The organism is Candidatus Palauibacter soopunensis (assembly GCF_947581735.1).
Lineage (GTDB): Bacteria > Gemmatimonadota > Gemmatimonadetes > Palauibacterales > Palauibacteraceae > Palauibacter > Palauibacter soopunensis.
Map to the genome: position 1 here is coordinate 144,770 of NZ_CANPVT010000008.1, position 13,337 is coordinate 158,106.

A 13,337-nucleotide genomic window follows, 5' to 3' on the forward strand; every position below is an offset into this window, starting at 1 on the left:
CGTGCGCGCCCTGTCAGACGCCGATTCTCGGACACTCGGATTCGAGAGGGCATTCCCCGCAGCGCGGGGCTCTGGCGAGGCAGAGCGAACGGCCGAACGTGATGAGCAGCATGTGCATGCGGAAGCGCTCGGAAGGAGCGACGATCCGCGAGAGGGCGGTGTAGGTCAGGTCGGCCGACGCTCGCGGCGGAACCCATGCGAGGCGCCGTGCGATCCGGAGGACATGCGTATCGACCGGGAGCACGGGCCGGCGGAGCGAGAAGCAGAGCACGCACGCGGCCGTTTTTACCCCGACTCCCCGGAAGGTCGTGAGATAGGCGATCGCCTCCTCATCGCTCATCTCCTCGAGGTGGTCGAGCGAGATCCGCCCCACCTCGGCCCGGAGCCGCTCGAGAGCGGCGTGGATGGCCGGCGCCTTCTGGTTTGCGAGGCCGGCGACGCGCACCGCGTCTTCCAGTTCGGCCGGCGGAGCTCCAAGCACGGCTTCCCACGAGATCGGCCCGGCCGGAGATGCTCGGTCCGCCGTCTCGCCGGCTTCCTCGGCCGGATACCGCGCCGCAAGAGTTCGCCAGGCGCGATCCCGATTCTCGTCGGTCGTCGACTGGCTGAGGATCGTGAGGACGAGTTCGTCCAGAGGGGCGAGGCGAGGCTTGTCGGGGACGGGAAAGCGGTCGGAAAGACGCCCGAGGACGAGGTCGGTCGCCGGACTCGGCGTCGTCTGAGGACCCGAACTCACGTGGCGCGTCTCTCCTTTTCGAACGGTGTGACTCCCGCCCCCCGGGCGAACCCTCTACGTTTGCGCCCGACAGTCCGTGGCAGAACACAATACGTACCCGGACGCCGCGAACTCCAGCAACGAGCCGCAGGGCTCCCGAGGACCTGACGCTTGGATCCCCGTCTAACCGAGGGGCGCAACCCTCGTACCCGCGCCATCGATCGCGCGGACAGCGCGACGATCGTCCATACGATACAGGCGGAAGATCGCGCGGTGCCGGAGGCCGTCGCCTCGCAGGCCGATGCGCTTGCACGCGTCATCGATGATGTCGTGGAGCGCTTCCGTCGCGGCGGACGTCTCGTCTACGTCGGCGCGGGGACGAGCGGCCGCCTCGGCGTGCTCGACGCGGCGGAGTGTCCGCCCACGTTCGGCGTCGACCCGGGCCTCGTGGAGGCGATCATTGCGGGCGGCTCCGGTGCGCTCGTGCGGAGCGCCGAGGGGGCGGAGGATTCCCGGCGGGGAGGAGCGGAGGCGGTGGGGGCGTTCGGCGTCTCGCCCGCGGACCTCGTGTTCGGGATCGCGACCTCGGGGACCACGCCGTACGTCCTCGGGGCGCTGGCGGAGGCGGCGTCGCGAGGAGCAGGGATCGGGTTTCTCGGCTGCACGGCACCGCCCGCGGAGGTCACGGAGGTGGCGGACCACCTCATCCTGCCGCTCGTGGGGCCCGAAGTCATCGCGGGTTCGACCCGCATGAAGGCGGGGACGGCGACGAAGCTCGTACTGAATACGATCACGACGGGGGCGATGATCCGCAGTGGCCGCGTGTTCGAGAATCTCATGGTCGACCTGCGGGCGCGATCCGCGAAGCTGGTCGACCGCGGGCTCCGCATTTTCGTCACGCTCACGGGCGCATCGCGCGAGGAGGCCCGCCGCGCTCTGATCCGCACGGGCGGCGCGGTGAAGACGGCGCTTGCAATGCACGCGTTGCGCGTCGACCGCGCCCTGGCCGAGCGATATCTCGACTGCGCGGACGGCTTTCTGGGCCTCGCGGTCGAGCGCTTCGGCGGCCGGGAGCGTCCCTGCTACGGCGGCTACCCGGCCGCGCCGGGCTGGCCGGACGGCGCGACGCTGCTCGCGCGGCTGAGCGCCGCGCCGGATCGTCTCGTCGCCGCGCGCGCGGCCGGCGCCGCGGCCGAAGCGCAGGGGCAGCGCATCGCGGCGCGTCGAACCGCGTGGACGCCGGGCCAGCACGCCGCGCACCTGGCGGACTTCGAGCGGAGCGCCGTGCGGCCGCGGGTCGAGCGGTGGCTCGAGGCCGCCGACCCGAGCCGATCCCTCCCGGCATTCGAAGACTGGACCGCGGACGCCCCTCCGCCCGAACGCGGCTTCGAGATCGAGACCGCCGGTTTTTCCGCGGAGCGGGCCCGCACGGTGGCGGCCGTAGCCGATGACCCGGAGCCGGTCGCCGCGGTCCTCTCTCGTCGCGCCCGCGTCGGCTCCGAGACGTTGACCCTGTATCAGTTTCTCCGAGGCGTCGCGCAGCACGACACCGCGCACGAAACGAGGCTGCGGGAGCGCGTGCACCCGGCATTGCTGGCGGAGGGGGGCGCGTGACCCTCTGGGTCGGTGTGATGTCCGGGACATCGCTGGACGGCATCGACGTCGCCGTCGTCGAGACGGCGGGTGACGGCGAGCAGCCGACGGACTGGCGCGTCGTCGCCTTCGAGACGGAGAGCTACGACAGCGCCGCGCGCGAACGGATCGCCATGGCCATCACCGCGGGGAGCGCCGCGGCGATCTGCGCGCTCGACTTCGAGCTGGGTGAGAGGATCGGCGCGGCCGTGAATCGGACGTTGGCTTCCGCCTCCCTCCTGCCGGCGGACATCGAAGCCATCGGCAGCCACGGCCAGACGGTATGGCATGAGCCTCCCGCGGGCGACCGGAGCGGGTCGACGCTGCAACTCGGCCAGGCGGCGGTCATCGCCGAGCGCACCTCGTGTGCAGTCGTCTCGGACTTCCGCGTGCGGGACGTGGCGGCGGGCGGGGAAGGCGCGCCCCTCACGGCCTATACCGACTGGCTCCTCTTCCGCGCACGGGAATCGCGCGCGATCCAGAACATCGGCGGAATCGGCAACGTGACGGCGCTCCCCGCCGAATCGAGTGAGGCGACGCCGCAGGCCTACGACACCGGCCCCGGGGTCGTGCTCATCGATGGCGCGGTCGAGTTCCTTACGGAGGGGCGATCCCGCTTCGACCTCGACGGAGGCATGGCGCGGCGCGGCGCGGTGAGCCAGGACGCCCTCTCCGATTGGCTGAGCGATCCCTTCTTCCGCCGGCCCCCGCCCCGGTCGACGGGACGCGAGCGCTTCTCGCAGGATCGCCTGCTCGAATGGCTGCGGAGACACGCCGCGCTTTCGCCCCGAGACACGATCGCCACCCTGACGGAACTCACCGCGCGCACGATCGCGGACGCCTACCGCTGGATCGAGGAGCCTCCGGCGGCGTGCTATCTCTGCGGCGGCGGAGCCCGGAACCCGGTTCTCGTATCGCGATTGGAGCGGCTGCTGGATCCCGTGCCCGTCCGCGATCTCTCCGCCCTCGGCCTCGACGCGGACGCCCGCGAGGCCGTGGCCTTCGCGCTCCTGGCGAGACAGCATGTCCTCGGGTATCCCGCCAACGCCCCGTGGGCCACCGGTGCGCGCGGTCCCCGCCTGCTCGGAGTGCGGACCGCCGCGTGATCCGGCCCGACGTGGACCCGGCCCGGGTCGTCATCGATGCGCTCCGGCTCGACCGCTGGTCGCCGGATGAGGTGGAGAGGCGCGCGGACCGGGCGCTCTCCCTCGGGGTGGGGGGCTTCATTCTGTTCGGCGGCGAAGCGGAACGCGTCGGTCGTCTGGTCGAACGGATCCGCGACGACGCGGCGCGGCCGCTCTGGATCGGGGCGGATCTCGAGCGGGGCGCGGGTCAGCAGATCCGGGGTCTGATCGAGCTGCCGCCGCCCGCCGCTCTGGCGGCGCCACCGGATCCCGGCGCAGCCGTCGCCGCGGCGGGTCGTGTGACGGCCCGGGAAGCACTGTCCGTCGGGATCAACTGGGTCATCGCACCGGTGCTCGATCTGGATGCGGAACCTGACAACCCGATCATCGCCACGCGCAGTTTCGGCGCGGACCCGCGGCGTGTCGGAGAGCTGGGCGTCCGCTGGATCGACGCCTGCCAATCCGCCGGAGCCGCGGCGTGTGCGAAACACTTCCCGGGCCACGGAAGGACGACCGAGGACTCGCATATCGGACTTCCCTCCATCGATGCCGCCGCCGAGCTTCTCGAGGAGGATCTCGCGCCTTTCTCCGCCGCCGCGGACCGGGTCGCAAGCGTGATGGTGGCGCACGTCGCCTATCCGGCACTCGGCGGCGAGCGGGCGGCGACGGTGGAGCCGAACATCGTCTCGGGACTTCTTCGCGGACGACTGGGCTTCGAAGGGGTCGTGACGACGGACGCCATGATCATGGGCGGCGCCGGCCCCGACGATGCGAGCGCCGCGGTCGAGGCGGTCGCCGCGGGCTGCGATCTCATCTGCTACCCGGCCGATGCCGGCGCGACCATCGCGTCGCTGGCGCGGGCCGCTCACGACGCGCGCTTTGCCGCCAGGCTCGAGGAGGCCGTGACCCGCTCGGCCCGTACGTGCCCGCCCTCCGCGCGGACGTCGCGGCCGGAGTTCGAGCCGGTCGCGTTCGCCCGGGACACGATCGTGGGGGATGCGGAGGTCCTGCGCGGCTGGACGCCGCGGACGCCGACGCGGGTCGTCGGAGTGTCGGACGACCCCGATGTCGGGCCGCCGGCCGGCCGGGCGGGAGCGTTGGGCACGATCGTCGCCGACGAGCTGCGCGCGACCGGCTGGCGGATCACGGACCGCTCAGATTGCGGGCAGTGCATCGTCGTGCTCGCCGCGACACCTCGCGGCTGGAAGGGCCGCGGCGCACCCGCGACGGAAGTCGTCGAGGAGACGCGCGCTCTCATCCGCTCCGCGCACCGCGGCCTCGTCGTGCTGCTCGGCCACCGCCGCTGGCTCGATGTGCTCGGCGTCCCCGGCATCTGCGCGTGGTCCACCGAGACGGTGATGGAACGAGCCGCCGCGGACTGGATACGCTCCGCGGTCGGCGCGGCTGCGGGGACGCGGCTCGGCGGGGCGGACCGTTGAGTCCGGCCGACTGGTGGATTGTCGCGATCTACCTCGCTCTCACGTTCGGCGTCGGACTGTGGCTCTCGCGCCGCGCACGCGGGAGCATCGTGGACTTCTTCGTCGGGGGACGCGCGCTGCCATGGTGGCTCGCCGGTACGTCGATGGCCGCGACCACCTTCTCGGTGGATACGCCGCTCTACGTCTCGGCCCTCATCGCGCGCCGGGGCATCGCCGGCAACTGGGAATGGTGGTCGTTCGGCCTCTCCCACCTCCTCCTCATCTACCTCTTCGCGCGCCTGTGGCGCCGCGCCGGGATCGTCACGGACGTGGAGCTGACGGAGCTTCGCTACGGCGGCCGCCCCGCCGCCGTCCTGCGGGCCACGCGCGCCTTCCTGTTCGCGGTGCCGATCAACTGCATCTCGATCGGCTTCGTGATGCTGGCCATGCGCAAGGTCGTCGAGGCTCTCGGGCTCCTCCCGGACCTGTCCGGCTGGATGCCGGGAGACGAGCGTCTATGGGCCGTCGTGGCGCTCTCGATCTTCGTGCTCGCCTACGCGGGCCTCGCCGGGCTGTGGGGGGTCGTCGCGACGGACTTCTTCCAGTTCTTTCTCGCCCTCTTCGGGGCCATTCTCGTGGCCGGCTTCGCCCTCGTGGAAATCGGGGGGATCGCGGAACTCAAGGCTCAGCTCGCGGCGGCGGGGCGAAGCGATGCACTACGGATGGTCCCCCGGCCGGGGTCCGATGCCCTCCCGTTCGGGACCTTCCTCGCCTACCTCGGCATACAGTGGTGGGCGTTCCGCCGCTCTGATGGCGGGGGCGAGTTCGTGCAGCGCCTCCTCGCCTGCCGCACGGAAGCGGACGCCGAGCGCGCCGCCTGGTGGTTCGTGTGGCTTCACTACGTGGTCCGCGCGTGGCCCTGGGTGCTCGTCGGACTCGTGGCCGTCGTCGTCTTTCCCGATCTGGCCGATCCCGATCTGGGATACCCGATGCTCATGCTGCGCTACCTTCCCGCCGGCCTCCTGGGGCTCGTCGTCGCGTCGTTCTTCGCCGCCTTCATGTCGACCGTCTCGACGCAGATCAACTGGGGCGCGAGCTATCTGGTGAACGACCTCTATGCCCGCTTCGTCGACCCGGACGCCTCGTCCGCGAGACTCGTGTTGCTGGGCCGGCTCGCCTCGGCCGGCATCGTCGCGGCCGCGACGGCGGCGGCGTTCTTCGCCAACGACATCGGGGCGCTCTTCCGCTTCATGATCGCCATCGGCACGGGGCCCGGGGCCGTGCTCATCCTGCGCTGGTTCTGGTGGCGGGTGAACGCCTGGGCCGAACTCGCCTCCATGCTCGCCGGTTTCGCCATCGCGCTCTGCTCCTATCTGCCGGCGTTCGGCGCGATGGAGTTCGGGACGCGGCTCGCAGTGACCGCTTTCGGATCGGCGGCGGTCTGGCTTCCCGTGATGTGGTTCACGCGCGCCGAGGACGAGGCGACCCTGCTGGAGTTCTATCGACGGGTGCGGCCCGCCGGGCCGGGCTGGCGCGCGATCCGCGAGCGCGCGGGCGTTTCTCCCGACCTTCCCCTCCGCGAGGCGCTGCTGCGGACCGCCGGGGCAACGCTGCTCCTGTTCGGGGCGATGTTCGCCCTCGGCGCCATGCTGCTGCTCGAGCCATGGACGGCCGCCCTTTCCGCCGGCGTGGCCGCTCTGGGCGGAGCCGGACTCTGGATCCTGCGCACCCGGCGGGCCGTCTAGCGCGGTGTCGCCACACCAGCCGCCCGGGAGGCCGTTTCCCGGCTTGACCACAACATATGGTGTAGTTATCATTTGAAGGCCACCACATATAGCGGTACGTGTGGAAAAAACACCGGTTTTGTGTGGAAAAGCTGTGGAGTCGTGGAAAACCGCCGACGGTCCACAGCGATCGCATACAAAGAACCAGAACGATGGGCGCGGAGTCATGTCGATCTCCGCGCCCGTCAGGCTTCCCGGCCTAGGCCGGCATTCGACTCGCGCGGTCGTCGGGTCCCGGCCGAAGCCGGTTTTTTCCGCGGATTGACCTGATTTGTGGACGGTCGAGAACAGGAAGGCGGGGGCGGCAATGAATCCACCGGATGTGGCGGTGCGGGAGGGCGCGTCGACGAGCGCCCCGGTGCGGGATGAAATGCGGGTGGGATCCAATGCCAGGCCGGCCGACCTCGCCGAGCCGGGACTTGCCGAGAACGCGCGGACGGTGCTGGCGCGCCGGTATCTGAAGAAGAACGACCGCGGCGAGCCCATCGAGGGGCCGCGCGACCTCTTCTGGCGCGTGGCCGATGTCGTCGCGTCGCAGGATGCCCGCTACGGGGCGACGGACGACGCGGTCCTCGAGCGCACGAAGCGCTTCTATCATCTGATGGCCGACGGCATCTTCGAGCCGAACAGCCCCACGCTCATGAACGCGGGGCGTCCGCTCGGGCAACTCTCCGCGTGCTTCGTGCTTCCCGTTCCGGACAGCCTCGACGGCATCTACGAGACGCTGCGCGACATGGCCCTCATCCATCAGAGCGGGGGCGGCACCGGGTTCGGCTTCAGCCGCCTTCGTCCTTCCGGTGACGTCGTCAAGTCGACGATGGGCGTGGCGAGCGGCCCGGTCAGCTTCATGGAGGTCTATGACGCCTCGACCGAGGCCGTGAAGCAGGGCGGGACGCGACGGGGCGCGAACATGGGCATCCTGCGCGTCGATCATCCGGACATCCGCCACTTCATCGAGTGCAAGGCGGACAAGACCCGGATCACGAACTTCAACATCTCGGTCGGGGTCACCGACGCCTTCATGGCGGCGGCCCGGACGGGCTCGGACTACGATCTCATCAGCCCGCGGACCGGCGATGTCGTGGATCAGCTGAACGCCGAGGAGGTGTTCTCGAGCATCATCTCCAGCGCGTGGCGGAACGGTGAGCCCGGGGTCTTCTTCATCGACGAGGCGAACCGCTACAATCCGGTCCCGCACCTCGGCGACTACGAAGCCACGAACCCCTGCGGCGAACAGCCGCTGCTCGCCTACGACGTGTGCAATCTCGGCTCGATCAACGTCGGCTACTTCGTCGACGATCAGGGCCGGATCGACTGGGACGGGCTCGGCGAGGCCGTCCACGAATCGACCCATTTCCTCGACAACGTCATCGATGCCAACCGCTATCCGCTCCCGAAAATCGAAGATCTGTCCCAGCGGATCCGCCGCGTCGGCCTCGGGGTCATGGGGTGGGCCGACATGCTCGTGAGGGTGGGCGAACCCTACGGTTCCGAGCGCGCCGTCGAACTCGCGCGCGAGTTGATGGAGTTCGTCGACGAGGAATGCAAGGTCGAGTCCGAACGGCTGGCCGCCGAGCGCGGCGTCTTCCCCGAGTGGGAACGATCGATCTGGGGGCCCGACGAGACGTGCGCGCGGGACGCCGACGGCAATCGGATCCGCCCCGAGCGCCGGCTCCGCAACTGCAACCTGACGACGGTCGCCCCCACGGGGACCATCTCGATCATTGCGGGGTGTTCAAGTGGGATCGAACCTCTGTTCGCGGTCGCATTCATGAGGAATCAGGCAGGCGTGCTGATGCCGGATGTGAATCCGGACTTCGTGCGCCGTGCGAAGGAAGGGGGTTGGTACTCCGAGGAGTTGATGCAGCGCATCGCCGACGAGGGCCACATCCACTTCGATGAAGTGCCGGGGGATGTCCAGGGGATCTTCGTCACGGCGCACGATGTTCCGCCCGAGCAGCACATTCGCATGCAGGCGGCATTCCAGGCGCACTGCGACTCCGCCATCTCGAAGACGTGCAATTTTGCGACGGCCGCCACGGAGGAGGACGTGCGCAAGATCTACGAGATGGCGTACGAGTTGCGGTGCAAGGGGGTCACCGTCTACCGCGATGGTTCGCGCGACGAGCAGGTTCTGTCGACCGGCAGCACGGCGAAGGATGTCCAGCGTCAGACGAGCGAGAGCGGCTCGGCCGTTGCGGCGGACGGCGTCCAGCTCGAAGCCGTCGATGTGGGGCCCGAGTTCGCCGGAGATCTCGCGGACACGCTGACCCGGCTCGCCGCCGCGGAGGCGCAGAACAGCGAACTGCAGGCGCACAACCGGAAGCTTGAGAATGCCGTCGAGGCGAAGCAGCGGCGGATCACCGAACTCGAGGGTTCCAGAATGCGCCGCGTCGAGAGGCGGCAACGGCCTGCCGTCCTGCGGGGCCACACCCGGCAGATCGAATCGCCGCTGGGTACGATGTACGTGACGATCAACGAGGACGATCAGGGTCGCCCGTTCGAGGTCTTCGTCGCCCTCGGCAAGACGGGAGGGGCGGCGATGGCGGATGCCGAAGCCATCGGACGGCTGTGTTCACTCGCCCTGCGCTCGGGGATCTCGCTGCGCGATGTGCACAAGCAGTTGCGCGGGATTTCTTCCGACCGGGCCGTCGGACTCGGGGCGAGCAAGGTGCTCTCCGGTCCCGACGCGATCGCCCAGGTCATCGAGCGCTACCTCGAGGAGAAGGAAGGGATTCAGCAGACGCTTCCCATCGAGGAGGTCGAGACCGCCCGGAGAAAGAACACGAACGGGGGCGCCCGGTCGGCGCAGCGCCCCGTGATCGAACGTTACCAGGAGTCGGCGGCCCGGCTCTTCCTCGGAGCGTGCTCGGAGTGCGGCAGCAGCCTCGCCTTTGAGGAAGGCTGCGCGAAGTGCTACGCTTGCGGCTACAGCGAGTGCGGCTGACGCCACAGGTTCATCCACGGCAGTAGATTGGGGGTGGGCCGGGGTTGGGTCGGCGCTCGGCCACCCGCGCACCGAACCGCCGGGGGACGCCCGTGAACACTCCCTCTTCTTCGCGTCGTTCGACGAGATCCGTCGATATCGGAGGCGTCCGGGTGGGCAGCGCCCATCCCATCGTCGTCCAGTCGATGACGAACACGGATACGGCGGATGTCGCGGCCACCGCGGATCAGGTCCGGGCGCTCTACGAGGCGGGCTCGGAAATCGTCCGCATCACGGTGAATACCCCGCGGGCCGCCAGGGCGGTGCCGCGGATCGCGGAACAGCTTTCCGGCCAGGGCATCGACGTACCACTCGTCGGCGACTTCCACTTCAACGGGCACATCCTCCTGCCCGGCCACCCCGACTGCGCCGCCGCCCTCTCCAAGTTCCGCATCAACCCGGGCAACGTCGGCCGAAAGCGGCGCGACGAGCAGTTCGCAACGATCGTCCGCTGCGCGATCGAGCACGACAAGCCGGTCCGCATCGGAGTCAACTGGGGCTCGCTGGATCAGATGCTCCTGACCCGGCTCATGGATGAGAACGCGCGCCGGGCGGAGCCGCTGGATGCGCACCGGGTGACCCTCGACGCGATCGTGGAGAGTGCCATGGCGTCCGCGGAAGCCGCGGAAGGCCTCGGTCTCGGGCCCGACCGGATCGTGCTCAGCGCGAAGGTGTCGCGCGTGCCGGATCTCGTGACCGTGTACCGCGAACTCGCGTCCCGCTGCGACTACCCGCTGCACCTCGGACTCACGGAAGCGGGGATGGGGCGCAAGGGCACCGTCGCGTCCTCGGCCGCCCTCGCGATCCTGCTCTCCGAGGGGATCGGCGATACGATCCGTGTGTCGTTGACGCCGGAACCCGGCGCCGACCGGACCGAGGAGGTCCGAATCGCGCAGCAGCTGCTACAGTCGCTCGAGTTGAGGAGCTTCAAGCCTCAGGTGACGGCGTGCCCCGGGTGCGGGCGGACGACGAGCACCTTCTTCCAGCAGTTGGCGCTCGATGTCGAAAGCCATATCGCGGACCGTCTTGCGGCCTGGCGGGAGCACTACCCCGGCGTGGAGGATCTCTCCGTAGCGGTGATGGGGTGCGTGGTCAACGGGCCCGGCGAGTCGAAGCATGCGGATCTCGGTATCTCGCTGCCGGGAGTGGCCGAGGCGCCGACCGCGCCGGTCTATGTCGACGGAAAGCACCACTCGACGCTGCGCGGCGATGGGATCGTGGAGGAATTCCTGCAGATTCTCGACGGGTACGTCGAACGCCGCTTTTCCTGAGACTGCGGGGAGAACTGCCGGTTGGCGGGGGGCCTCCGGCTAGCGGCGGGCCTCCGGGCTAGCGGCGGGCCTTCTGGCGACGCCGACGCCGACGCCGACGGCGTTCCGCCGCCTTCATCTTGCGACGCCGCGCCTCGCTCGGCTTCTCGTAGAACCGGTGCTTCTTGATATCCCGGAAGATCCCGGCTCGCTGGACCTTGCGGCGGAATTTCCGCAGCGCGCGGTCGAGTTCTTCGTTGTCGCGTAGCGTGTACTGCAAGTGTAAGCCTCCTGGCAGGGCAACTCTGACAGCCCGTAGACACAACGGGGCCGAAGTTTAGCGGCCCGCGCGGCGGTGCGTCAAATATCCCGCTCGCGCCCGTTCGGGGTCCGCTCCTCGTCCGGACGGTGTCCGGGGTCGGCACCCGGCACGGGATGGCGCGGACAGTTTGCATCGAGGGCACGTTCAAGCCTATAGTACGTTCTGGAAGCCCGAGGACCGTGCGGCTGGGATGAAGGGGAATCGTGGAGATTGTCCAACCTTCCGGCGGCACGGTCTTTTGCGTCTCTGGCTGCTACGTAAGGCGTAAGGAGGCTGAACATGGCAGGTCCCGTCGCCATCTCATCGGACGGCACCCTCGAACTCGAAGGTCACGCCTATCTGATCCCCGCCGAATTCTCCGCCCGCGAAGTCTACAGTTACCGCCGCCTCATGGAGCCGATCCCGGACATCCCCGGTGGAACGAGCCTCAACCCGGAACAGCGCCGCCGCCAGCGCGCTTACTTTCTCCGCCGCGCCGCCGCCTGTATCATCCCCGGCTTGCAGGTGAAATCCCTCGAGGGGCTCCCGCTCGGCCAGTTGCAACACATGCACGAGTGGATCGTAGCCCACCGACCCGATCTCTCGGAGGCTGGCCGGCTGCCTGGATAGGAACCGTGGCCTCCCACGCCATTTGGGCCACGGATGAGCGCAGGCTTCCGCAGAGCGAAGATCGTCAGCACGATCGGACCCGCCTCCTGGGACCGGGACGTGCTGCACGACCTGATTGAAGCCGGCACCGACGCAGTCCGCATCAACTTCACACATACGCCGACGGATCGCGCCGCCGGTCTGGTACGGAAGATCTCCGACGTGGCCCGCGATGTCGGCCGGCCGGTGGCGATCATCGGCGACTTGGGGGGACCGAAGATCCGGGTCGGGGACCTGCCCGGCGACCAACTCGATATCGAGCCTGAAGGCACGTACTGGTTCTTTCCCGAAGGGGAAGACGCTCCCGCGGGCAGTTCCCCGCGCCGACAGATTCCGACCACATATCCGGAGCTGGCCGAGGAGGTCGCGCCCGGAAACCGGATCCTGCTCGACGACGGTCACTTCGAATTCGCGGTGCGGGAAGTCTCCGACGACCCGCCGTGGGTTTCGGCCGTGGCCTTCAGTGCCGGCGTCCTGAAATCCCAGAAGGGCATCAACCTGCCGGGCGTGCGGGTCGGGGCGCCGGCCCTGACCGAGAAGGACATCGCGGACATCGAGTTCTCCGTCGAACAGGTCATCGACTACCTGGCGCTGAGCTTCGTACGGCAGCCGGCCGACCTCGAAACGACCCGCCAGAAAATGGACCGGGGGTGTCTGCTCATTGCGAAGATCGAAAAGTCGCAGGCGCTCGAGAACCTGGCGGAGATCCTGCCCCTGAGCGACGCCGTCATGGTCGCGCGCGGCGACCTCGGGGTGGAGTTGCCGTACGAGGAAGTGCCGATGATCCAGAAGCGGATCATTCGACTCGCGCAGGAACGGGCGCGGCCGGTGATCACGGCGACGCAGATGCTGGAGTCGATGATCGAGAGCCCGCAGCCGACGCGGGCGGAGGTGTCGGACGTCGCGAACGCGCTGCTCGACGGCACCGACGCGGTGATGCTCTCGGCGGAGACCGCCGCGGGCGGATATCCGGTACAGGCCGTCCTTACAATGGACCGGATCATCCGCCGTATCGAGCACGAGCGGCTGGGACGGACCGGGCGGGCCGGCAAGCAGGTGGAGGGCTTCTCGAAGATCCAGCAGACGACATCGGGCGCGATCGCGGCGTCGTCGCTCATCGCGGTTGAGCGCGTGGGTTCGCCGTTCATCGTGACGTTCACGCAGAGCGGCTATACGGCCCGCATCGTGTCGGCGCAGCGTCCCTCGGTCCCGATCCTGGCGATCACGGACCAGTGGAGGACGTACAACCAGCTGGCGCTCGTGTGGGGCGTGCAGCCGATCCTCTTCCACGGCGGCATCAGCTATTCGAGCATGCTCGACAAGGCCCGTGATGTGGCCCTCGAGCTGGGCATGGGCGAGGCGGGGCAGCGTTTCGTGGTGACGGCCGGAGTCCCCTTCCACGTCCCCGGCACGACCAACATGATGCGCGTCGAAGAGTTGTGATCCGCCTCTTCCGCC

10 protein-coding genes are annotated in these 13,337 nt (G+C 69.2%); 8 read left to right on the top strand and 2 right to left on the bottom strand.

Annotated elements, in window-relative coordinates; genetic code table 11:
- Positions 1-13 precede the first annotated feature (13 nt).
- The gene (locus tag RN901_RS04705; RefSeq protein WP_310756472.1) at positions 14-736 is read right to left on the bottom strand and encodes a hypothetical protein; all 723 of its coding nucleotides are present in this window, start codon (positions 734-736) and stop codon (positions 14-16) included.
- A gap of 150 nt (positions 737-886) precedes the next feature.
- On the opposite strand from RN901_RS04705, the gene murQ reads away from it, so the two are divergent.
- From murQ to ispG, 6 genes are all read left to right on the top strand, one after another.
- Positions 887-2,329, top strand: a complete 1,443-nt coding sequence (murQ, locus tag RN901_RS04710; RefSeq protein WP_310756474.1) for an N-acetylmuramic acid 6-phosphate etherase — start codon at positions 887-889, stop codon at positions 2,327-2,329.
- Positions 2,326-3,453, top strand: coding sequence for an anhydro-N-acetylmuramic acid kinase (locus RN901_RS04715; protein WP_310756476.1), 1,128 nt, complete (start codon positions 2,326-2,328; stop codon positions 3,451-3,453). Before murQ ends, RN901_RS04715 begins: the two co-directional genes overlap by 4 nt.
- Positions 3,450-4,910 (top strand): glycoside hydrolase family 3 N-terminal domain-containing protein, encoded by a 1,461-nt coding sequence (locus RN901_RS04720; protein ID WP_310756478.1) that lies wholly within the window; start codon positions 3,450-3,452, stop codon positions 4,908-4,910. Before RN901_RS04715 ends, RN901_RS04720 begins: the two co-directional genes overlap by 4 nt.
- Positions 4,907-6,634, top strand: a complete 1,728-nt coding sequence (locus RN901_RS04725) for a sodium:solute symporter family protein (RefSeq protein WP_310756480.1) — start codon at positions 4,907-4,909, stop codon at positions 6,632-6,634. Before RN901_RS04720 ends, RN901_RS04725 begins: the two co-directional genes overlap by 4 nt.
- A 346-nt stretch (positions 6,635-6,980) precedes the next feature.
- Complete coding sequence (locus RN901_RS04730; RefSeq protein WP_310756482.1) at positions 6,981-9,620, top strand: vitamin B12-dependent ribonucleotide reductase; 2,640 nt, start codon at positions 6,981-6,983, stop codon at positions 9,618-9,620.
- A gap of 152 nt (positions 9,621-9,772) precedes the next feature.
- The gene (gene ispG, locus RN901_RS04735; protein WP_345782353.1) at positions 9,773-10,930 is read left to right on the top strand and encodes a flavodoxin-dependent (E)-4-hydroxy-3-methylbut-2-enyl-diphosphate synthase; all 1,158 of its coding nucleotides are present in this window, start codon (positions 9,773-9,775) and stop codon (positions 10,928-10,930) included.
- Positions 10,931-10,988: 58 nt separating this feature from the next.
- Here ispG and rpsU read toward each other — a convergent pair whose 3' ends face one another.
- On the bottom strand, positions 10,989-11,189 hold the full coding sequence (gene rpsU / locus RN901_RS04740) for a 30S ribosomal protein S21 (RefSeq protein WP_310756486.1): 201 nt from the start codon (positions 11,187-11,189) through the stop codon (positions 10,989-10,991).
- A 321-nt stretch (positions 11,190-11,510) separates the two neighbouring features.
- Here rpsU and RN901_RS04745 point away from each other — a divergent pair, with 321 nt between their 5' ends.
- Both RN901_RS04745 and pyk read left to right on the top strand, forming a co-directional pair.
- Complete coding sequence (locus RN901_RS04745) at positions 11,511-11,840, top strand: hypothetical protein (RefSeq protein WP_310756488.1); 330 nt, start codon at positions 11,511-11,513, stop codon at positions 11,838-11,840.
- 33 nt (positions 11,841-11,873) lie between these two features.
- Positions 11,874-13,322, top strand: coding sequence for a pyruvate kinase (gene pyk, locus RN901_RS04750; protein WP_310756490.1), 1,449 nt, complete (start codon positions 11,874-11,876; stop codon positions 13,320-13,322).
- Positions 13,323-13,337: the final 15 nt, after the last annotated feature.

Bases quoted from the DNA above. Each gene is read 5' to 3' on its own strand.
- RN901_RS04730 (WP_310756482.1), top strand. From the start codon at position 6,981: ATGAATCCACCGGATGTGGCGGTGCGGGAGGGCGCGTCGACGAGCGCC.
- RN901_RS04745 (WP_310756488.1), top strand. From the start codon at position 11,511: ATGGCAGGTCCCGTCGCCATCTCATCGGACGGCACCCTCGAACTCGAA.
- pyk (WP_310756490.1), top strand. From the start codon at position 11,874: ATGAGCGCAGGCTTCCGCAGAGCGAAGATCGTCAGCACGATCGGACCC.